The following is a 19,887-nucleotide window of genomic DNA, read 5'->3' on the forward strand; positions in this document are numbered from 1 at the left end:
TGCCGCAACCGAGGTTGCGGCATCCACTTTCGGTTCTTGGGGTCAGGGCTTCCAGATCATGAGCACCACGACGACCACGAGCAGCAGCGATGAGATGCCGTTGCTCGCGGCGATCGCGCCGTAGCCGGCGGGCTTGGCCGGGGCGGCGCCCTCAGGGGCCTCGGCGATCTGGGCGGCGGCCTTGCGCATCTGCGGGACGACGACGATCACGTTGAGCAGGAACGCGATGACGTAGAGGATCGCCGACCACAGGATCCAGGGGGTCGTGAACGACAGGTTGTACTCGTCGGGCGCCATCGACATGGCGCCGAAGCCGAACACGAAGGTGAGCAGCGACAGCCACGAGAAGATCATGGTCGAGGTGGCGAGGGTCTTCACCTGTGCCGCGTTGCCCGACCGGAGCGCCCGCAGGCCGGTCATCGGGATGATGGCCATCGGGCCGACGATGAACACCGCGGTGCCCACGTGGAGGATCGAGATGAGAGTGTCCATGCCCGTCAGCCTACGCCTTTTGCGGCCAACCTTTCGGCAGACTGAAGGTCGTGCGCGCAGCATCCGCTTTCCACGTTCCGTGACCGGGACGCCGCCTCAGGAGTAGGCTTGATCTTCGTGCCGCGCGACACCGCCGGCACGCATGGTGATCCAGTGCAGTGCCGCCTGACGCGTCATCCTGCGCCCGGCGTCCGCCCACCGCCGCATCCCACCCGGATGCTCCGCTCCGCGCATGCCCAGGTGAATATGACCTCCCCCAGCACCGCCGTCGTGACCCCCACGGCGCCCGCCAACCCCCGATCCCGCGTCATCCTCGCGAGTCTCATCGGCACGACGATCGAGTTCTACGACTTCTACGTCTACGCGACCGCCGCCGTGCTCGTCTTCCCCATCCTGTTCTTCCCGACGGGCAACGACACCACGGCGCTCCTCGCCTCGTTCGGCGTCTTCGGAGCGGCCATGATCGCGCGCCCGCTCGGCGCTGTCGTGTTCGGCCACTTCGGCGACCGGTTCGGCCGCAAGGCGACGCTCGTCGCGTCCCTGCTCACCATGGGAATCGCGACGTTCCTCATCGGCTGCCTGCCGACGTTCAACGAGATCGGCTGGTGGGCGGCGCTGCTGCTGCTCGTCCTGCGTCTCGCTCAGGGCTTCGCCCTCGGCGGCGAGTGGTCGGGCGCCGCGCTCGTGGCCACCGAGAACGCCCCGAAGGGCAAGCGCGCCTGGTACGGCACGTTCCCGCAGCTGGGCGCACCGCTCGGCTTCATCATCGCGAACTCGATCTTCCTCGCGATCAACTTCGCCCTGCCCCACCCCGACGGCGCCGCCCAGCGGTCGGCCGAGTTCCTGGCATGGGGCTGGCGGGTGCCGTTCCTGTTCTCGGCGGTCATGGTCATCATCGGCCTGTGGGTGCGGCTGCGCCTCGTCGAGTCCGAGACCTTCGTCAAGGCCGAGCAGAAGGGCGCGATCCGCAAGTTCCCGCTCGGCACCGTGATCCGCAAGCACTGGTGGCACCTGATCCTCGGCACGTTCGTCATGCTCGCGACGTACGTGCTCTTCTACCTGATGACGAACTTCACGCTGTCGTACGGCACGAAGGCGACGCTGGACGGCGCGAAGGCGGCGGCGGAGGCATCCGGAACCGCCTTCGACGCGGCGAGCTACGTCCCCGGCCTCGGCTTCGGCTACACCGACTTCGTGCTGATGCAGATCATCGGCGTGGTGTTCTTCGGCATCTTCACGCTGCTGTCGGGGCCGATCGCCGACGCGATCGGCCGGCGCCGCCTCCTGCTGTGGGTGACCGCGCTCATCGTCGTGTTCGGCCTCACGTTCAACCTGTTCCTGCTGCCGCAGGCCGACCCGAAGTTCACCGGCGCGATGGTGCAGGCCTTCCTCGTCTTCGGCTTCATGCTGATGGGCGCGACGTTCGGCCCGATGGGGGCGATCCTGCCCGAGCTGTTCCCCACCAACGTGCGGTACTCGGGGTCCGCGATCTCGTACAACGTGTCGTCGATCCTGGGCGCGGCCCTCGCGCCCATCGTCGCGGTGGCGCTGTGGGCCGCGGCCGGCGGTAGCCCGGTGCTCGTGGGCATCTACCTCTCGGCGATGAGCGTGCTGACCTTCATCGCGCTGATCTTCACCCCCGAGACCAAGGACGTCGACTACGACGCCGACCTCGGCGTCGGCGCGACCGGCTCACTGTAGTCGAACGGATCATTGCGAACGCAGGATGCCGCGGCTCGATGAGCCGCGGCATCCTGCGTTCGGTCGTCCCGGGTCAGTCCAGGAACAGCGCACGCAGACGCTTGGCGGTGAACACCAGCCCGACCGCGACCATGACGACGTAGTACAGCACGTGCCACCACATGTCGGGGGTGAGGATGCCGGTCGTGAGACCCCGCACGAGCTCGACGCCGTGCCACAGCGGGAACGCCATGATGATTCCCTGGATCCACTCCGGGTATGCGGTGATCGGGAACAGCGTCGCTGAGAACAGGAACATCGGCAGCAGCACGAAGTTGATCCAGTCCATCTGCTGGAAGGTCTTCATGTAGCTCGTGACCGCCATGCCCAGGCTCGCGAAGCCGAACGCGATGAGCAGCACCGCGGGGATCGCGAGGATCGCCGTCCACGACAGGTTGAGCCCCAGCAGCTGCATGATGACCATGAACCCGGTCGCGTACAGCAGACCCCGCAGCATCGCGTACAGGATCTCGCCCAGCGCCACGTCGAGCGGGCCGAGCGAGGTCGCGAGCATGCCCTCGTAGAGCTTGCCGTAGTTGAGCTTGAAGAAGACGTTCCAGGTGGAGTCGTAGATCGCGCCGTTCATCGCCGACGTCGCCAGCAGCGCCGGCGCGATGAACGCCGCATAGCTCACCTCGACGCCGCTGGACGTCGTGACGTCGCCGATCAGCGCGCCCATGCCGATGCCCATCGACAGCAGGTAGAACACCGGCTCGAAGAAGCCCGACAGCACGACCGCCCAGCTGGACGACCGCGCCGCGATGAGGCCGCGCTGCACGACGGCCTGCGGATTGCCCGCCCACAGCGCGCGCACGCCGCCGGAGCGGACCGGAACCTCGGTCAGGACGGTCATTCGCCGAGCCTCCTCTGGAACAGCCGCCGGGCGACGAGGTACCCGCCCACCGCCAGCACGAGCAGGAAGAGGACGTGCACCAGCACCGCGAACGGATCGGCCGGCTTGCCGTACGTCGCGATGCGCCCGAGCTCGGACGCATGCCACAGCGGCGACACCCACCCAATCCACTGCAGCCACAGCGGCAGGGTGTCGAGCGGATAGAACGTGCCTGAGAACAGGAACATCGGCATGAAGATGAAGCGCTGCACGAGGGCGAACTGCCCCTTGTCTTCGGTGATCGACGCCGCATACGCCATGTAGGGGATGCCGAACGAGAGGCCCGCGAGCAGGCCGATCGGGATCGTCAGCCAGCCGGTCGCCGGATGCGGCACCGCTCCGAAGATCCAGATGAGCGCGTAGTAGGCGACGACGACGATGAACATGCGGGCGGCCGCCCCCATGACGACCCCGCCGGCGATCTGTCCGGGCGACAGCGGCGACGCGCTGAAGCCGAAGAAGAAGCGGCGCCACTTGAATCCGGCCATGACCGGGAACGAGAACTCCTCGGTCGCCACCGAGATCGCGGCCGTCATGAGCAGCGCCGGCGCGACGAACACGAGGTACGGAACCGTCTGCGAGCCGTCCTGGATCGGCGCGCCGATGAGGGCCGCCAGCCCGACGGCGAGACCCAGCAGGTACAGGATCGGCTGCCCGAGCGCGCCGACGACGATCGTCCAGCCGTACGCGCGCATCGCGCGGAGCATGTGCTCGGTGACGTACCAGGTGCCCAGGGCACGGGGCTTGCGGCCCCACTGCATCGCCTCGGCGCGCAGCTCTTCGGTCGTGGGGTGCGCCGCGGTGGCGGCCGTCGGCGGGCCCGGCTCGACAGGCCCGCGCGCCGGATCTTCTCGCGCGCTCATTCGATCAGCGACCTTCCGGTCAGGCGCAGGAACACGTCTTCGAGGCTCGACCGGCGCACCAGCGATGTGATCGGGGTGAGGCCCCGGTGGGCGACGGCCTCGAGCGCCGCCTCGCCGTTGTCGGCGTACACGAGGATGCGGTCGGGCAGCACCTCCACCCGTTCGCCGATGCCCTCGAGCTGCGGCGCGACCTGCTGGTTGCGGTCCGAGCCGAAGCGCACCTCGAGCACCTCGCGGCTGGAGTGCTCGCGGATGAGCGAGGCGGGCGTGCCCTCGGCCATGATGCGGCCCTTGTCGACGACGATGAGCCGGTCGCACAGCTGCTCGGCCTCATCCATGTAGTGGGTCGTGAGCACGAGCGTCGTGCCGCGCTCCTTGAGACGGAACAGGCGGTCCCACAGCACGTGGCGCGCCTGCGGGTCGAGGCCCGTGGTGGGCTCGTCGAGCAGCAGGATGCGCGGATCGTTGATGAGTCCTCGCGCGATGGTGAGCCGGCGCTTCATGCCGCCCGACAGCGCGTCGACCTTGCTCTTCGCCTTGTCTTCGAGCTGTGCGAAGGCGAGCAGCTCGTCGGCCTTCTGATGGCACACCTTGCCGGGCAGTCCGAAGTAGCGGCCGTAGATGTAGAGGTTCTCGCGCGCGTTGAGCTCGCCGTCGAGGTTGTCCTGCTGCGGCACGACACCCAGGCGCGAGCGGATCTCGGGGCCGTAGCGGTCGGGATCCAGCCCGAGGATCGACAGCTCGCCGCCGCTGCGGGTCGACACGGCGCCGATCATCTTCATGGTGGTGGACTTGCCGGCGCCGTTGGGCCCGAGCAGCCCGAACGACTCGCCGGGGGCGACCTCGAACGAGAGGCCGTCGACGGCGACGAAGTCCGGCTTGCCTTTGACTTTGTAGGCCTTGGCGAGGTTCGACGCTGAGATCACGGGGGCAGGCACCGGACCACACTAGCGCCGCGCCCGGACATCGCCGGGTGGGTTGTGAGCGACGCTCCAACCTTTCGTCTGACTGAAGGTTCGCCGAGTGTTCCGCCGCGGTGGCGGGTGCGGCGTCACAGGAGGCGTAGCGTCGTACTGCTCCCCTTCACGAACGAGGTACGCCCATGCCCTCCGCCGAACTCGACGAAGCCCCCGCCCCGGCCGCGGCCGGGCGCCCCGCACCCCGCGGCCGCGGCATCCGCTCGCGGCGCTCCACGCCGGAGGGGCCGCGCGCGACGTTCCGTCAGCTGCTCCCTTATCTGTTCGAGCACAAGGGCACGATCGCCGTCGTGGTCGTGCTCAGCATCCTGAGCGCGGGCGCGTCGCTCGTGCAGCCGCTGCTGGTCGGCCAGGTGATCACCCGTGTCGAGCAGGGCCTCGATCTGGGCCTGCTGATCTGGGCGCTCGTCGGGTTCGTGATCCTGGGGTCGCTCATCTCGGGCTACCAGCACTACCTGCTGCAGCGCACCGGCACGGCCGTCGTGTACTCCAGTCGGCGCCGGCTGATCGCCCGCATCCTGCACCTGCCGATCAGCGAGTTCGACGCACGCCGCACCGGCGACCTCGTCTCCCGCGTCGGCAGCGACACCACGCTGCTCTACGCGGCGCTCACGCAGGGCCTCGCGGACTCGATCGGCAACGCGCTGCTGTTCGTCGGCGCGCTGGTCGCCATGGCGATCATCGATCCGCTGCTGCTCGGCATCATCGTGCTCGTCATCGGCATCTCGGTCGTCGGCGTCGTGGCGCTCAGCGGCCGCATCCGCACCGCCTCGACCGAGCAGCAGGAGAAGGTGGGCGAACTCGCCTCCGGCGTCGAGCGCGCCGTCGGGTCGATCCGCACGGTCCGCGCCTCGGGCGCGACCGATCGCGAGATCACGACCGTCACATCGCAGGCCACCGACGCGTTCCAGGTGGGCGTGCGCATCGCGAAGGTGTCCGCGCTCGTCGTGCCGATCGCCGGCATCGCGCTGCAGGTGTCGCTGCTGGTGGTCATCGGGCTCGGCGGTTTCCGGGTCGCCACCGGCGCCCTGTCGATCGCGAGCCTCGTGACGTTCATCATGTTCCTGTTCATGCTGATCGCCCCGCTCGGCTCGTTCTTCGGCGCCATCACCTCCGTCAGCCAGGCGCTGGGCGCGCTCGGCCGCATCCAGGAGGTGCTGGATCTTCCGACCGAGGCTCAGGACGACGCGACGATCGCGGCCGAAGTGCGGGCAGATGGTGCCCCCACCTCGGCCGATTCCACGGCGATCGAGTTCCGCGACGTGCACTTCCGCTATCCCGAGAACGTGGTCGCGGCCCGGCGGAAGGCCGAGTCCGAGGCCCTCGCAGTGCTGGAGAGCGCCCACGTCGACACCTCGGTCATCGCCCTGGGCGACGGCACCGACGGCCGACCGGAGCCGGTTGCATCCCTCGATCACGAGGGCGACGTGCTGCGCGGCGTCTCCTTCACGGTGCCGCGCGGCGCGCGCGTGGCGCTGGTCGGCCCCTCGGGCGCCGGCAAGAGCACGACGCTCGCGCTCATCGAGCGGTTCTACGACCCGACCGGCGGCGCGATCCTGCTGGGCGGCGACGACGTGCGCACGCTCGAGCGCGACGCGCTGCGCGCGCAGCTGGGCTACGTCGAGCAGGACGCCCCCACCCTCGCCGGCACGATCGGCGACAATCTGCGGCTCGCGTCGCCCGAGGCATCTGACGCGGAGTGCGGAGAGGTGCTGCGCGCGGTGAACCTCGGCGAGGTGCTCGACCGCAACCCGCTGGGCGTCGACGCCCCGGTGGGCGAGTCCGGTGTCATGCTGTCGGGCGGCGAGCGCCAGCGCCTCGCGATCGCGCGGGCGCTGCTGGCCGCTCCCCCGATCCTGCTGCTCGACGAGTCCACGTCGTCGCTCGACGGCCTCAACGAGCAGCGCATGCGCGAGGCGATCGACGCCGTCGCGGCCGGCCGCACGCTCATCGTGATCGCGCACCGTCTGTCGACCGTCGTCGACAGCGACCACATCGTCGTGATGGACCACGGCCGCGTGGTCGGCCAGGGCACCCACTCCGAGCTCGTGCAGACCACGCCGCTGTACCGCGACCTGGCGAAGCACCAGCTGCTGGTCTGAGCGTCTTCGTCAGGACAAGCGGATGCCCCGGCCACCGCACAGGTGAGGCCGGGGCATCCGCTCCCTGCTTCAGGCGCGCTGCAGACGGTAGCGCAGCGCTGCGAGCTCGGCCCACAGCGGCGCCGGGACGCGGCCCTCGAAGGTGCGGTAGAACTCTTCGGTCAGATCGGCCTCCTGCAGCCACAGCTGCGGGTCGACGGCGAACAGCTCGTCGAGGTCGGCCTGCGGCACCTCGATGCCGTCGAGATCCAGATCCTCGGTGTGCGGCAGCCGGCCGATGGGGCTCTCGACGGCGCCCACCTCGCCCTCGATGCGGCGGATGATCCAGTCGATGACGCGCGAGTTGTCGCCGAAGCCCGGCCACAGGAACCGGCCGTCCGTGCCCTTGCGGAACCAGTTGACCTGGAACACGCGGGGCGCGCGGTCGAAGCGCAGCGCCTGCCCGACCTTCAGCCAGTGCCCGAAGTAGTCAGCCATGTTGTAGCCGCAGAACGGCAGCATCGCGAACGGGTCGCGGCGCAGCTCGCCGACGGTGCCCTCGGCGGCGGCGGTGCGCTCGGACGACACGTTCGAGCCCATGAAGACGCCGTGGGTCCAGTCGGTGGCCTCGACGACGAGCGGCACGTTCGTCGCGCGGCGGCCGCCGAACAGGATCGCGTCCAGCGGCACACCCTGCGGAGCGTCCCAGTCCTCGGCGATCTGCGGGCACTGCGCCGCGGCGACGGTGAAGCGCGAGTTCGGGTGCGCGGCGGGACGACCGGATGCCGGCGTCCAGGGGTTGCCCTCCCAGTCGATGAGCTCAGCCGGCGGCTCGTCGGTGAGGCCCTCCCACCACACGTCGCCGTCGGGGCGCAGTGCGACGTTCGTGAAGATCGTGTTGCCCCACAGCGTCTCGACCGCCGTCACGTTGGTCGACTCGCCCGTGCCGGGCGCGACGCCGAAGAAGCCCGCCTCGGGGTTGATCGCCCACAGGCGGCCGTCCTCGCCCGGGCGCAGCCAGGCGATGTCGTCGCCGAGGGTCTCGACGCGCCAGCCGGGGATCGTCGGACGCAGCATCGCGAGGTTCGTCTTGCCACAGGCCGACGGGAACGCCGCGGCCAGGTGGTATGCCCGGCCGGCCGGGTCGATCACGCGGATGAGCAGCATGTGCTCGGCGAGCCAGCCCTCGTTACGGCCGATGACCGAGGCGATGCGCAGCGCGAAGCACTTCTTGGCGAGGATCGCGTTTCCGCCGTAGCCCGAGCCGTACGACCAGACCTCGAGCGTCTCGGGGAAGTGCACGATGTACTTCTCGTCGTTGCACGGCCACGCATCGTCCTGCTGGCCCGGCTGCAGCGGTGCGCCGACCGAGTGGACGGTCTTGACCCACGGGGCGCCGCCGGCGATCTCGCGGAGCACATCGGTGCCGACGCGGGTCATGATGCCGATCGAGGTGACCGCGTAGGCGCTGTCGGTGACCTGCACGCCGATGTGAGACAGCGGGCCGCCGACCGGGCCCATCGAGAACGGCACGACGTACATCGTGCGGCCCTTCATGGAGCCGGCGAACAGCGGCGTGATGGTGGCGCGGATCTCGTCGGGAGCGGCCCAGTTGTTCGTCGGGCCGGCGTCCTCCTCGCGCTCGGACGCGATGAAGGTGCGCGCCTCCGTACGGGCGACGTCGCTCGGGTGCGAGCGCGCCAGGTACGAGCCCGGACGCCACTCGGGGTTGAGCTTGATGAGCTTGCCCTCGTCGACCTGCTCGCGCAGCAGCGCATCGTTCTCGGCGCGCGACCCGTCGACCCAGTGGATGCGGGCGGGCTGGGTCAGCGCCGCGATCTCGTCGACCCACTCCCGCAGGGCGGTCATGCCGTCACCGGCGACAGTGGGCAGCTCGCCGAACGTCCGGGCCAGGGTGGGCCGGGTCGTGCCGGTGCTCGCAGACGTCGAGCCATCGGTTCGGGTGAAGATGTCGGCAAGGGCCATGGTGTCGCTCCTCGTTGATTTCGACGGTGCAGATTCGTGCTCTTCCTCTACTTTCAGGGGTGATGGATGCCTCTTCCCACGATTGACCGCGTCAAGAGTTGCGATTCTTTCGCTATCATCAAGGAATGCCGCCGACCTCGCTCGAACTGTCGACCCTGGGCCATCGCATCCGTCATCAGCGTCTCGCCCACGGGTACACGCTCGACGAGCTCGGAGCCCTCGTGGGGGTGGCCGGCAGCCAGCTGAGCCTCATCGAGAACGGCAAGCGCGAGCCCAAGCTGTCGCTGCTGCAGTCCATCGCGTCGATCGCGGGCGTCGAGGTGGCCGACCTGCTGTCGGCCGAGCCGCCCAATCGCCGTGCGGCGCTGGAGATCGAGCTGGAGCGCGCACAGTCGAGCTCGGTGTTCCGTCAGCTCGGCGTCGCGCCCGTCAAGGTCACCAAAGGCATGTCGGACGAGACCATCGAATCGGTGCTCGGTCTTCACCGCGAGCTGCAGCGCCGCGAGCGCGAGGCCATCGCGACGCCCGAAGAGGCCCGCCGCGCCAACACCGAGCTGCGGCTGATGATGCGCGCGCGCGACAACTACCTGCCCGACATCGAGAAGCTCGCCGAGAAGCAGCTCAAGGCCGCCGGCCACGTGTCGGGCGCGCTCACGCACCGCACCGTCAGCATCATGGCCGAGAAGCTGGGCTTCGAGCTGATCTACGTCAACGATCTGCCTCACTCCACCCGCTCGGTCACCGACCTCGAGCACGGCCGCATCTACCTACCGCCGGCATCCATCCCGGGCGGTCACGGTCTGCGCTCCATGGCGCTGCAGGCCATGGCGCACCGCCTGCTGGGCCACGAGCGCCCGACCGACTACGCCGACTTCCTGCAGCAGCGCCTCGAGATCAACTACTACGCGGCCTGCTGCCTCATGCCCGAGACCGCGTCGGTGGCGTTCCTGCAGCAGGCGAAGAAGGACCGCAACCTCGCCGTCGAGGACTTCCGCGACGCGTTCGGCGTCACGCATGAGGCCGCGGGCATGCGCCTGACCAATCTCGCCACCCACCACCTCGGCATCAAGCTGCACTTCCTGCGCGTCGACGGGTCGGGCGCGATCTCACGCGTCTACGAGAACGACGACCTTCCACTGCCGAGCGACGTCACGGGCGCCGTCGACGGGCAGATGGCCTGCCGCAAATTCTCGGCCCGCGCGGCGTTCGACGAGCAGAACCGCACCACCGAGCACTACCAGTACACCGACACCCCGGCCGGCACGTTCTGGTGCTCGACGCAGACCGGCTCGACCTCGGCGGGCGAGTTCTCCATCACGGTGGGCGTGCCCTTCGACGATGCGCGGTGGTTCCGCGGGCGCGAGACGCAGAAGCGCGCCACCTCGACCTGCCCCGACGAGTCGTGCTGCCGCCGTGCGGCGTCCGACGTCGCGGGGCGCTGGGCGGGCAAGGCGTGGCCGAGCGCCCGCGTGCACATGCAGATGTTCTCGCCGCTCCCCCGTGGCGCCTTTCCCGGGGTGGACGACAACGAGGTCTACGACTTCCTCGACCGCCACGCGTGACGCCGGTCAGCCGGTGACGAACTCCCGGTAGCGGTCGAGGGATGCCGCGACCTCGGCATCGGTGGCCGCCCCGGGTGCGAACAGCTCGGGCACCGGGTCGTCGGTGTGGCGCCCGACGGCGAGGGAGTGCGTCCAGACCCCGACCACTTCGCCGCGGGCCACCAGGATCGGCCTCACCATGCCGTTCATCGCAGGGCCGATGGCGTCGAGGAACTCCGGCGCGCACGGGACCGTGCGGTCGACGTACGAGATGTAGTACTCCTCGAACGGCGGCAGCGCGACGACTTCGGGCGCCGTGGCCAGCCGGCGTGGCGCCGGGCGGTCGACGAGATACATCGGCTCGGGGGCGGCGGCGACGACCTTGAGCCTGTCGGATGCGGCCTCGGCGGCCTGGCGCGACACCCCGAGCGGCAGGCTCGTCCACCACGCGAAGTCGCGCGCCCCGGCCGGGCCATGGGCGGCGATGTAGCGCACGAAGAGCTCGGCGAGCGGGTCTGCCGGCGTGACGGGTTCGCGGATCCACTCCTCGGTCAGCACGAGGTACTGCTCGCGCGTGGGGCCCTCGGCACGCGGCACGACAGGGCCCTGGCACACCACGCCCCGCAGCGACATCGCGACCAGCAGGTGGTAGCCGCGCTGCTTCGCCGTCGAGACGCCGGCGGCCTCCCACACCTCGGCGAGCTCCTTGCGGGTCAGCCGGTTGCCGCCCTGGAGCGCCGCGCGGGTCGCGGCCTCGGTGCGGTCGAGCTCGGCGTCGTCGATCGCCTCGTTGCGCCGCACTGTCGCCATCTGCCGATGCTGCCGGTCGGCGGTGATCGAGAGCACCCACGACAGGTCCTCGGCCGGGATCAGGTGGATCGTGCCGCGCATCGTCCACGACCGCACGATCTCGCCACGGTCGAACGCGGCATCCACGTCGCGCATGGACGGTGCGCCCTGCGTGCGCTGCGCGACCGCCCAGCGCCCGCCCCAGAACTCCTGCGCCTGGGTCGCGAGCATGTGCCGGGCCGTGTCGGCGACCGTGCGGGCAGGCGCGGTCAGGCGGTGCGACCGGAGCCGCTCGGTGCGCATCGTCGAGGCATCCACCCGCCCATCATGGCGCGAACACCCGACAGTCCGCAGACGGGCGGCGCCACGCCGTGCACGCGGTCAGGCGTGCGCGGCGTCGTACGCGGCGCGCGAGTCCTCGATGCGCGGATGGTTCTGGATAGCCCAGTCCGCGAGCGCCATCGCGAGCTGCACGAGCGTGCCCCCCAGCGGCGTCAGCTCGTACTCGACCCGCGGCGGCACCTCGGCGTGGACGGTGCGCGTGATGAGCCCGTCGCGCTCCAGCTGGCGCAGGGTCAGGGTGAGCATGCGCTGCGAGATGCCGGGGATGTGCCGCTGCAGCTCCGTGAACCGCAGGCGCTCGCCTCGCAGCGTGCCGACGACCAGCAGCGACCACTTGTCGCCGATGCGGTCCAGCACGTCGCGGATGGCGCGCCCATGGTCGGTGCCGGGGGCCGCACCCTCGCACGACCGCTCGTAGCCGGTCGGGGCGGGATCGCCCGCCGCGGTCACCGTCAGCGTCTTCGTCATCGCGTGTCACCTGCTTACATGCGTGTGCCTTTTGTACGCCTTCAGAAGATGACGCATCATGGGGTTGCTTACAAACAGTAACAGACCCCACGATCTCTACCTGGAGAACTGCATGATCATCGCTCTCTGGATCCTCAACGGACTCCTGGCGCTCGCCTTCATCATGGCCGGCTCGATGAAGGCCGTCCGCCCCCGGCCCGCGCTCGTCGCGAGCGGCATGGGCTGGGCCGACGACTTCGCCGACCCCACCGTCAAGCTCATCGGCATCGCCGAGGTCGTCGGCGGCATCGGCCTCATCCTGCCGCCGCTGACCGGCATCGCCCCGATCCTCACCCCGATCGCCGCGACGGCCCTTGCCATCGTCATGATCGGTGCGATCGTCGTCCACGTCCGCCGCAAGGAGAACGCGACGCCGTCCGTCGTGCTCGCCGTGCTGTCGATCGCGAGCGCCGTGCTCGGCTTCCTCGTCGTGCTCTGATCCGCGCACACCGCGAGGGAAGGGGATGCCGCGGGCCGCGGCATCCCCTTCCCGTATCTGCGACCGGGTGTCAGATCGGCTCGGTGGTGCGGACGAGGCCGCAGTTCACACACGACCAAGCGACGAGGAACCGCTCGTCGTCGAGGATCTCGAACCTCAGCGGATCGCCGCACGTCGGGCAGGCCATCGGGTCTGCGGGGCGGTCGGTCACGCCCTCAGCCTAGGTCGCCCCGACGGCGACGGGGTCGGATGCCGCCCGCCGGGCCGCCCGTCGCACGCGACAGCATCCAGATCGAGGATGCCGGCGCCACCTCGTGCTACGTCGACTACGCCCCCTCGTTCGGACGCGGCCCGTTCGCCCACTACATCTGCACCTCGGTGAACGATGCCGTGCTGCACGGGCGCCCGCACGACTACGCGCTCGCCGACGGCGACCTCCTCACGCTCGACCTGGCGGTCTCGACGGGAGGCATCGCCGCGGACTCGGCGATCAGCTTCCTCGTCGGCGACGCCCGTCCTGCCGAGAGCGTGGCGCTGATCGAGGCGACCGAGCGTGCGCTGGATGCCGCGATCGCCGCCGCCGGCCCGGGCGGGCGCCTCGGCGACCTCTCGCACGCCATCGGCACGACGCTCACGACCGCCGGCTACCCCGTCAACATGGAGTTCGGCGGCCACGGCATCGGCTCGTCGATGCATCAGGATCCGCACGTCGCCAACGCCGGCCGCGCCGGCCGCGGCTACCGGCTGCGCCCGGGACTGCTGCTCGCACTGGAGCCATGGGTCATGGCCGACACCGACCGGCTGATCGTGGATGCCGACGGCTGGACGCTCCGCAGCGCCACCGGGAGCCGTACCGCGCACAGCGAGCACACGATCGCGATCACCGACGACGGCGCCGAGATCCTGACGCTCCCGAGTCGGTGAGGCGGCGCTCACAAGGGCCCGGTCGTGCGCACGAGCCCGCGGTTCACACACGACCACGCGGCAAGGAATCGCTCGTCATCGACGATCTCGAGCCTCAGCCGGTCGTCGCACGTCGGGCAGGCATCGGCTCTGCGCGGGGTCCGTCCCGCCCTCAGGCCAGGTCGCCGCGGCCCCGCCTCGACGACTGACCGGCCTCGAGCAGCTCGGCACCGAGCGTCTCGGTGAGCCAGGCGCACCAGGTCGAGACCGTGCGCCAGTCGTCGGCGATGATGTCGTACGCGTCGGGCGTCCACATCCAGTCGGCCGGGGGTTCGTATCTGCCGACTGCGAGTCGCTTGAGCTGCAGCAGCTCGATGCGCGGGTGGTCGGCGCGGTACCCGCGAGGCGCGGTCTTGAGGGCGCCGTCGCGGAGCAGCTCGAAGCCGGCGCCGCGCAGCTCGTCGAGCAGCGCATCGAGATCCTCGGTGGTGCGTGGGTCATCGACCGCTTCGCGGAAGCGGGCCAGCGCCTGCGGCGGCACGTCGTACCTGCCGCCGCCCACCATCAGACCTTCCTCGCTCAGCTGCACGTAATGCGTGGTGGTCGCCTGCGAGACCATGCCGATGTGCAGCTTGTAGGGCGTCTTGTCGGCGCTGAAGCGGACATCGCGATACGGGCGGAAGATCTTCACCCCACCGAACTCGGGCTCCAGCTCCGCACCGAGCGCCTCGAACGGCCCGCGGACCACCGCGTCGTAGCGAGCCTTGTTCGCCGCCCACCATGCCTTCGTGTTGTCACGGCGAAGCTCGGCGTAGAACGAGACGGCGTCGCGATCGAGTCCTTCGAATCCCACCTGCCGATCGTAGCGAGCAGGACGGATGCCGCGGCCGAGGCCGATGTCGGGGCTCCGGGCTATCCTCCCGTCATGGCCGACCGCGTCACCATACCCGTGCTGCAGGTGGACACGGTTGCGGAGTGGGAGGCCTGGCTGGACGCGGACCCCGACCCCGGCGGCGTCCGCCTGCGGCTGCGCAAGAAAGGGTCGACGCGACCCGGGATCACGTATGCCGAAGCGCTCGACGTCGCGCTGTGCTTCGGGTGGATCGATGGCCAGTCGCATTCCCTCGATGCCGACTACCACCTGCGGACCTTCACGCCGCGCCGACAGCGAAGCCTGTGGTCGAAGGTCAACATCGGTCACGTGACTCGCCTGATCGAGGAAGGTCGGATGCGGCCGCAGGGCCAGCACGAGATCGACCGCGCGAAGGCGGACGGGCGTTGGGACAACGCGCATCGGCAGAGCGACGGCGACGTCCCCGCAGAGCTGCAGCAAGCCCTCGACGCGGATCCGGAGGCCGCCGCGGCCTTTGCGAACCAGTCGGCGCAGAACCGGTTCGCGATGGCGTTCCGGGTGGCCCAGCTCAAGCGACCGGATTCCCGAGCCGCACGCGTCGGGGAGTACATCGAGATGCTCAAGCGCGGCGAGACCCTTCACTGACGACTGCGGAGCATGCGCCGCCGCACCCGCGCCCCGTCGCAACGACCCCGTCGACGGCGAGAAGAGCGGATGCCTCGGGCGAGGCATCCACTCTTCTCAGGCGTTCGGGTCAGAACGGGTTCGGCGTCAGCGTGTACTTGGTCTGCAGGTACTCGTGGATGCCCTCGGCGCCGCCCTCGCGGCCCAGGCCCGACATCTTCCAGCCGCCGAACGGGGCGGCGGCGTTGGAGACGACGCCCATGTTGAGGCCCATCATGCCGGTCTCGAGCCGCTCGATCATGCGCTGGCCGCGCGCGAGATTCTCGGTGAAGACGTACGAGACGAGGCCGTACTCGGTGTCGTTGGCCAGCGCGACGGCTTCGTCCTCGGTGTCGAACGGGACGATCGCCAGCACCGGGCCGAAGATCTCCTCACGGAGGATGTCACTGCCGGCCTGCACGTCGGTGACGACGGTGGGCTCGTAGAACGTGCCCGGTCCGTCGACCGCCTTGCCGCCGGTGGCGACCTTCGCGCCGCGGGCGACGGCATCCTGCACCAGCTGGGCGGCCTTCGCGACCGCGCGGTCGTCGATGAGCGGGCCGATGTTCACGCCCTCCTCGGTGCCACGCCCGATGGTGAAGCCGTTGACGCGCTCGGTGACGCGACGGGCGAACTCGTCGGCCACCGAACGGTGCACGATGAAGCGGTTGGCCGCGGTGCACGCCTGACCGATGTTGCGGAACTTCGCCGCGAGCGCGCCGTCGACGGCCTTGTCGAGGTCGGCGTCGTCGAACACGACGAACGGGGCGTTGCCGCCGAGCTCCATCGAGGTGCGCAGCACGCCCTGCGACGCCTGCTCGAGGAGGCGCTGTCCGACCTGCGTCGAGCCGGTGAACGAAAGCTTGCGCAGGCGCGGGTCGCGGATGATCGGCTCCGACACGGCGCCTGACGTCGAGGTGGTGAAGACGTTCACGACGCCCTTGGGGAGCCCCGCGTCTTCGAGCAGCTTCGCGAAGTACAGGGTGGTCAGCGGCGTGAGCTCGGCCGGCTTGATGACGACGGTGCAGCCGGCGGCGAGCGCGGGCGCGATCTTGCGGGTCGCCATCGCAAGGGGGAAGTTCCACGGCGTGATGAGGAAGCACGGCCCGACCGGGTGCTGCGACACGATCATGCGGCCGGTGCCCTCGGGGTTGGCGCCGTAGCGACCCTGGATGCGCGAGGTCTCCTCGCTGAACCAGCGCAGGAACTCGCCGCCGTAGGCGACCTCGCCGCGCGCCTCGGCCAGCGGCTTGCCCATCTCGATCGTCATCAGGAGCGCGAACTCCTCCTTGCGCTCCTGCAGCAGGTCGAAGGCGCGGCGCAGGATCTCGGCGCGCTCGCGCGCGGGCGTCGCCGCCCAGGCGGGGAACGCGTCGACGGCGGCGTCGAGTGCGGCCTTGCCGTCTTCGGGCGCGGCGTTCGCGATCTCTTTGACGACCTCGCCGTTGGAGGGGTCGTACACCTTGAGTGTCTTGCCGGCCGATGCCGCACGCCATTCGCCGCCGATGAACAGCGCGTCGGGGACGGAAGCCAGCAGCTCGGTCTCACGGTTCTCGGTCACGGGGACTCCCTCGTCTGTGTCGGGTGGATCAGTGGATGCCTCGGGCCATTCTTGCCCTGTCGGCAGGGACACGCACATATACGGCGTGTATACGCGCGACCTCGCTCTCGCCACGGCGTACGTCAGCGCTGGGGCAGGAAGACCCCCGCGAAGAAGTCCGAGAGCTCGGCGTGGGCGGTCAGCGGCAGCACCGCCGCAACGTACTGGTCGGGACGCACGACGACCACCACACCGTCGCGCGACAGCCCTCGCTCGTCGAAGATGTCCGTCGTCGTCCAGGCGCTGGGCGCGGCCGCGTAGATCTTCTCCCAGTCGATGAGCCCGAGCGGCCCGGTCTCGGGCAGGAAGAGCTTCGGCACCGCCATGATGTCGACCTCTTCGTGGGGCTGCTGGTACACCACCTTGACGTCGAACACGGCGTCGACGTCAGCCCCGGCCGGCGTGAAGCGGGCCACCGGCGATGCGTCGGACGCGACGAACCCGGCCCAGTCCGCGAGGGTGGATGCCTCACCCGCCGCCGCACCGTCGGCGAAGGCGTAGATCCGCCACCGGCCGTCGGCCTTGGCGTGGTGGCCGAGGTGCACCGGGTTGCCGTCGCACACGCGCACCACCTCGGAGCTCTTGAACCGCTTGCCCAGCGGGAAGCCGGACGCGAGGCCCTGGTGGGCGGCATCCCGCACCGCCATCGACGGGCCGTACTGCGTCATGAATCCGGAGGGGAACTCGGCGGTGCCGAGGTAGAAGGTGGCGAGCTCCTGCGGGTCCGAGATCTCTTCGGGCTTGCGGGCCATGAGTGACGACCACTCGCGGTCGAAGTCGATGAGCTGCTGCGCGACCGGCTGGCGTTCTGCCGAGTACGTCTCCAGGAGCGACGCGGGACTGAGGCCGGTGAGCACGTGCCCGAGCTTCCAGCCGAGGTTGAAGCCGTCCTGCATCGACACGTTCATGCCCTGCCCGGCCTTCGCCGAGTGGGTGTGGCACGCGTCGCCGGTGAGGAACACGCGGGGTGCATGTCCCTGGTCCACGTCGACGTCGTCGAACTTGTCGGTGACGCGATGCCCGACCTCGTAGACGCTGTGCCACGCGACCTGCTTCACGTCGATCGAGTAGGGGTGCAGGATCGCGTTCGCCTTGCGGATGACCTCTTCGATCGGCGTCTGCCGCACGCGGTGGTCGTCGTCGTCGGCCACTTCGCCCAGGTCGATGTACATGCGGCTGAGGTAGCCGCCCTCACGCGGGATGTGGAGGATGTTGCCGGCCTCGGCGTTGATCGCGCACTTGGTGCGCCAGTCCGGGAAGTCGGTGTTGACGAGCACGTCCATGACGCCCCACGCGTGCGCCGAGATGCCGCCGACGTGCTTGCGGCCGATGGCCTCGCGCACGCCGCTGCGGGCGCCGTCGCAGCCGGCGACGTACTTGGCGCGCACGGTGCGCTCCTGTCCGGCGCGCTCACCGGCGGTGTACCGGACGCGCACCTCGACGGGGTACTCCCCCTCGTCGTCGATCGTCAGTCCGACGAACTCGATCCCGTAGTCGGGCACGATGCGGCCCGGTCCGTGCGCGGCGGCCTCGGCGAAGTAGTCGAGCACGCGCGCCTGGTTGACGATGAGGTGAGGGAACTCGCTGATCTTGAACGCGTAGTCCTCGGTGCGCGCGGTGCGCACGATGTTCTCGGGCTGCGCCGGGTCGGGGCCCCAGAAGTTCATCCACCCGATGTTGTACGCCTCGGCGATGATGCGCTCGGCGAAGCCGAAGGCCTGGAACGTCTCCACGCTGCGGGGCTGGATGCCGTCGGCCTGGCCGAGCACGAGACGACCGTCGCGACGCTCGATCATGCGCGTGGTGACACCCGGGAACTGCGACATCTGCGCCGCCAGGAGCATGCCGGCCGGTCCCGAGCCGACGATGAGCACGTCCATCTCATCGGGGAGCTCGGCGGGCCGGTCGACGCCCGTGCCGGCGGCGTCCTGGACGCGAGGGTCTCCGGAGACATACCCGTGATGGTGGAACTGCATCGTGACTCCTCTGACGGCGGTGTCGGCCTGACGGCGATGTCTTGCGGGAGGGAGCGACTGTGTTCTATATTCGAACACGCCGTTCTACTATTGAACTATTGAACAGATCGTATACGAAGGGGATGCTGCATGACAAGGCCGGAGGGCACGACCGCGCCCGCTTCGCAGACGCTCAGCCGCGGCATCCGGATCCTCGAAGTCCTCGCCGACGCTCGCGAACCGCTCACGATCGACGAGCTCGCGGGGCGTCTGGAGGTGCACCGATCCGTCGCGTACCGGCTGCTGCGCACGCTCGAGGACCACGGCCTCGTCGCACGCGGCTCGGCCGGGCGCGTGCAGCTCGGCGCGCGGATCGCCGCCCTCGCCGCGGGTGTGGCGCACGACCTGCAGGCCGAAGCGCTGCCCGAGCTCACGGCCATCGCCAACGAGCTGGGCATGACGTGCTTCCTCGCCGTGCTCGACCGCGACGAGTGCATCACCCTCGCCAGCGTCGAGCCGCGTCACGCCGTCGCCACCGTCGCCCAGCGGCCGGGGGCACGGCACCCGATCACCGTCGGCGCGCCGAGCAAGGCGATCCTGTCGACACTCTCCCCCGCGGACTGGCCCGTTGAGGTCGGCGAACGACTCCGTGCCGAGATCGCCGAGTGCGCGCAGCGCGGCTACGCGACCAGCCACGACGAGGTCATTCCGACCGTGCAGGCGATCTCGGTGCCGCTGCGGCTGCGCGGCGGTCAGCGCCCCGCGGCGATCGCGGTGGTCCACGTGTCGAGCCCGGCCGACCCCGAGGCGATCGCGCGCCGGCTGAGCCGCTCGGCCGCCGCGATCAGCGAAGCGCTCGGCGGCTGAGGCGGGTTCAGGCGGTCGTCGCGAACTCCGACACGAAGCGGATGTTGTACTCCGCCACGCGCTGCGGCACGCCGGCGAACACCTCGGCGCGGGCGTCCGACGCGAGGTACTCCTGTTCGAGCGCGACGAACGCCTCTTCGTCGCCCTCGGCGCTGACCGCCCACACGAACTCGTTTGTCTCGGGGATGCCGTAGGCGAACTCGATCGTGAACCCGGCGGCCGGGCGCACGCGCGGCATGCTGCCCTTCCACCAGTCGACGAACGCGTCGTACTCCCCGTCGACGAGCGTGTAGCGGCGCAGCTGGATCGTCTTCATGTCTCCCATCTTGGCGTACGACCTATACTCGGTTTCGTCCGGTGGCATCGACGCCCGCCGGTGCTCGAAAAATGGGCACGC

The 19,887-nt window shown here is 69.8% G+C and carries 19 protein-coding genes; 7 read left to right on the forward strand and 12 right to left on the reverse strand.

Going from position 1 to position 19,887, the window contains the following annotated elements; all coding sequences use genetic code 11:
- Positions 1 to 42: 42 nt before the first annotated feature.
- Positions 43 to 492 carry a DUF2269 family protein gene (locus ABEA46_RS08005; RefSeq protein WP_345543894.1) on the reverse strand — a complete coding sequence of 150 codons (450 nt, stop codon included), beginning with the start codon at positions 490 to 492 and terminating at the stop codon, positions 43 to 45.
- Between the two features lie 246 nt (positions 493 to 738).
- Between ABEA46_RS08005 and ABEA46_RS08010 the strand changes: the two genes are divergently transcribed.
- Complete coding sequence (locus tag ABEA46_RS08010; protein WP_345543895.1) at positions 739 to 2,193, forward strand: MFS transporter; 1,455 nt, start codon at positions 739 to 741, stop codon at positions 2,191 to 2,193.
- Positions 2,194 to 2,266: 73 nt separating this feature from the next.
- Here the strand turns inward: ABEA46_RS08010 and ABEA46_RS08015 are convergent, their stop codons facing one another.
- The 3 genes from ABEA46_RS08015 to ABEA46_RS08025 all read right to left on the reverse strand — a co-directional run bounded on the left by ABEA46_RS08015 (position 2,267) and on the right by ABEA46_RS08025 (position 4,925).
- The gene (locus ABEA46_RS08015) at positions 2,267 to 3,085 is read right to left on the reverse strand and encodes an ABC transporter permease (protein ID WP_345543896.1); all 819 of its coding nucleotides are present in this window, start codon (positions 3,083 to 3,085) and stop codon (positions 2,267 to 2,269) included.
- The gene (locus tag ABEA46_RS08020) at positions 3,082 to 3,885 is read right to left on the reverse strand and encodes an ABC transporter permease (RefSeq protein WP_345544234.1); all 804 of its coding nucleotides are present in this window, start codon (positions 3,883 to 3,885) and stop codon (positions 3,082 to 3,084) included. Before ABEA46_RS08020 ends, ABEA46_RS08015 begins: the two co-directional genes overlap by 4 nt.
- 98 nt (positions 3,886 to 3,983) lie before the next feature.
- On the reverse strand, positions 3,984 to 4,925 hold the full coding sequence (locus ABEA46_RS08025; protein ID WP_345543897.1) for an ABC transporter ATP-binding protein: 942 nt from the start codon (positions 4,923 to 4,925) through the stop codon (positions 3,984 to 3,986).
- 164 nt (positions 4,926 to 5,089) lie between these two features.
- On the opposite strand from ABEA46_RS08025, the gene ABEA46_RS08030 reads away from it, so the two are divergent.
- Complete coding sequence (locus ABEA46_RS08030) at positions 5,090 to 7,066, forward strand: ABC transporter ATP-binding protein (protein ID WP_345543898.1); 1,977 nt, start codon at positions 5,090 to 5,092, stop codon at positions 7,064 to 7,066.
- 69 nt (positions 7,067 to 7,135) lie between these two features.
- Here the strand turns inward: ABEA46_RS08030 and ABEA46_RS08035 are convergent, their stop codons facing one another.
- Positions 7,136 to 9,031, reverse strand: coding sequence for a phosphoenolpyruvate carboxykinase (GTP) (locus ABEA46_RS08035; protein WP_345543899.1), 1,896 nt, complete (start codon positions 9,029 to 9,031; stop codon positions 7,136 to 7,138).
- Positions 9,032 to 9,156: 125 nt separating this feature from the next.
- Between ABEA46_RS08035 and ABEA46_RS08040 the strand changes: the two genes are divergently transcribed.
- Entirely contained in the window at positions 9,157 to 10,593 is a 1,437-nt protein-coding gene (locus tag ABEA46_RS08040; protein ID WP_345543900.1) for a helix-turn-helix domain-containing protein, read from the forward strand.
- A gap of 6 nt (positions 10,594 to 10,599) precedes the next feature.
- Here ABEA46_RS08040 and ABEA46_RS08045 read toward each other — a convergent pair whose 3' ends face one another.
- Together ABEA46_RS08045 and ABEA46_RS08050 are read right to left on the reverse strand one after the other, a co-directional pair.
- Positions 10,600 to 11,679, reverse strand: coding sequence for a winged helix DNA-binding domain-containing protein (locus ABEA46_RS08045; protein ID WP_345543901.1), 1,080 nt, complete (start codon positions 11,677 to 11,679; stop codon positions 10,600 to 10,602).
- 63 nt (positions 11,680 to 11,742) lie between these two features.
- Positions 11,743 to 12,171: a winged helix-turn-helix transcriptional regulator gene (locus ABEA46_RS08050; protein ID WP_345543902.1), complete on the reverse strand. Its 429-nt coding sequence runs from the start codon at positions 12,169 to 12,171 to the stop codon at positions 11,743 to 11,745.
- Positions 12,172 to 12,283: 112 nt separating this feature from the next.
- Here ABEA46_RS08050 and ABEA46_RS08055 point away from each other — a divergent pair, with 112 nt between their 5' ends.
- Positions 12,284 to 12,649, forward strand: coding sequence for a DoxX family protein (locus ABEA46_RS08055; RefSeq protein WP_345543903.1), 366 nt, complete (start codon positions 12,284 to 12,286; stop codon positions 12,647 to 12,649).
- A gap of 70 nt (positions 12,650 to 12,719) precedes the next feature.
- Here ABEA46_RS08055 and ABEA46_RS08060 read toward each other — a convergent pair whose 3' ends face one another.
- Positions 12,720 to 12,860, reverse strand: a complete 141-nt coding sequence (locus tag ABEA46_RS08060; RefSeq protein ID WP_345543904.1) for a hypothetical protein — start codon at positions 12,858 to 12,860, stop codon at positions 12,720 to 12,722.
- 38 nt (positions 12,861 to 12,898) lie between these two features.
- On the opposite strand from ABEA46_RS08060, the gene map reads away from it, so the two are divergent.
- A complete protein-coding gene (gene map / locus ABEA46_RS08065; RefSeq protein ID WP_345543905.1) occupies positions 12,899 to 13,573 on the forward strand; it encodes a type I methionyl aminopeptidase in 675 nt (224 codons plus the stop codon).
- Between the two features lie 151 nt (positions 13,574 to 13,724).
- On the opposite strand, the gene ABEA46_RS08070 is transcribed toward map, so the two are convergent.
- Positions 13,725 to 14,405, reverse strand: coding sequence for a DUF2461 domain-containing protein (locus tag ABEA46_RS08070; protein WP_345543906.1), 681 nt, complete (start codon positions 14,403 to 14,405; stop codon positions 13,725 to 13,727).
- Positions 14,406 to 14,477: 72 nt separating this feature from the next.
- On the opposite strand from ABEA46_RS08070, the gene ABEA46_RS08075 reads away from it, so the two are divergent.
- On the forward strand, positions 14,478 to 15,050 hold the full coding sequence (locus ABEA46_RS08075) for a YdeI/OmpD-associated family protein (protein ID WP_345543908.1): 573 nt from the start codon (positions 14,478 to 14,480) through the stop codon (positions 15,048 to 15,050).
- Positions 15,051 to 15,159: 109 nt separating this feature from the next.
- On the opposite strand, the gene ABEA46_RS08080 is transcribed toward ABEA46_RS08075, so the two are convergent.
- Positions 15,160 to 16,629, reverse strand: coding sequence for an NAD-dependent succinate-semialdehyde dehydrogenase (locus ABEA46_RS08080; protein WP_345543909.1), 1,470 nt, complete (start codon positions 16,627 to 16,629; stop codon positions 15,160 to 15,162).
- A 122-nt stretch (positions 16,630 to 16,751) separates the two neighbouring features.
- Positions 16,752 to 18,644: an FAD-binding monooxygenase gene (locus ABEA46_RS08085; RefSeq protein ID WP_345543910.1), complete on the reverse strand. Its 1,893-nt coding sequence runs from the start codon at positions 18,642 to 18,644 to the stop codon at positions 16,752 to 16,754.
- 129 nt (positions 18,645 to 18,773) lie between these two features.
- On the opposite strand from ABEA46_RS08085, the gene ABEA46_RS08090 reads away from it, so the two are divergent.
- Complete coding sequence (locus tag ABEA46_RS08090) at positions 18,774 to 19,490, forward strand: IclR family transcriptional regulator (protein WP_345543911.1); 717 nt, start codon at positions 18,774 to 18,776, stop codon at positions 19,488 to 19,490.
- Between the two features lie 7 nt (positions 19,491 to 19,497).
- Here the strand turns inward: ABEA46_RS08090 and ABEA46_RS08095 are convergent, their stop codons facing one another.
- Positions 19,498 to 19,806 carry a hypothetical protein gene (locus tag ABEA46_RS08095; protein WP_345543912.1) on the reverse strand — a complete coding sequence of 103 codons (309 nt, stop codon included), beginning with the start codon at positions 19,804 to 19,806 and terminating at the stop codon, positions 19,498 to 19,500.
- Between the last annotated feature and the right edge of the window lie 81 nt (positions 19,807 to 19,887).

Origin of the sequence: Microbacterium jejuense, from assembly GCF_039544225.1 — a bacterium.
GTDB classification, from domain to species: domain Bacteria; phylum Actinomycetota; class Actinomycetes; order Actinomycetales; family Microbacteriaceae; genus Microbacterium; species Microbacterium jejuense.

Bases quoted from the DNA above. Each gene is read 5' to 3' on its own strand.
- ABEA46_RS08090 (WP_345543911.1), top strand. From the start codon at position 18,774: ATGACAAGGCCGGAGGGCACGACCGCGCCCGCTTCGCAGACGCTCAGC.
- ABEA46_RS08085 (WP_345543910.1), bottom strand. From the start codon at position 18,644: ATGCAGTTCCACCATCACGGGTATGTCTCCGGAGACCCTCGCGTCCAG.
- ABEA46_RS08055 (WP_345543903.1), top strand. From the start codon at position 12,284: ATGATCATCGCTCTCTGGATCCTCAACGGACTCCTGGCGCTCGCCTTC.
- ABEA46_RS08005 (WP_345543894.1), bottom strand. From the start codon at position 492: ATGGACACTCTCATCTCGATCCTCCACGTGGGCACCGCGGTGTTCATC.
- ABEA46_RS08015 (WP_345543896.1), bottom strand. From the start codon at position 3,085: ATGACCGTCCTGACCGAGGTTCCGGTCCGCTCCGGCGGCGTGCGCGCG.
- ABEA46_RS08075 (WP_345543908.1), top strand. From the start codon at position 14,478: ATGGCCGACCGCGTCACCATACCCGTGCTGCAGGTGGACACGGTTGCG.
- map (WP_345543905.1), top strand. From the start codon at position 12,899: ATGCCGCCCGCCGGGCCGCCCGTCGCACGCGACAGCATCCAGATCGAG.
- ABEA46_RS08035 (WP_345543899.1), bottom strand. From the start codon at position 9,031: ATGGCCCTTGCCGACATCTTCACCCGAACCGATGGCTCGACGTCTGCG.
- ABEA46_RS08030 (WP_345543898.1), top strand. From the start codon at position 5,090: ATGCCCTCCGCCGAACTCGACGAAGCCCCCGCCCCGGCCGCGGCCGGG.
- ABEA46_RS08020 (WP_345544234.1), bottom strand. From the start codon at position 3,885: ATGCAGTGGGGCCGCAAGCCCCGTGCCCTGGGCACCTGGTACGTCACC.
- ABEA46_RS08095 (WP_345543912.1), bottom strand. From the start codon at position 19,806: ATGAAGACGATCCAGCTGCGCCGCTACACGCTCGTCGACGGGGAGTAC.
- ABEA46_RS08040 (WP_345543900.1), top strand. From the start codon at position 9,157: ATGCCGCCGACCTCGCTCGAACTGTCGACCCTGGGCCATCGCATCCGT.
- ABEA46_RS08050 (WP_345543902.1), bottom strand. From the start codon at position 12,171: ATGACGAAGACGCTGACGGTGACCGCGGCGGGCGATCCCGCCCCGACC.
- ABEA46_RS08010 (WP_345543895.1), top strand. From the start codon at position 739: ATGACCTCCCCCAGCACCGCCGTCGTGACCCCCACGGCGCCCGCCAAC.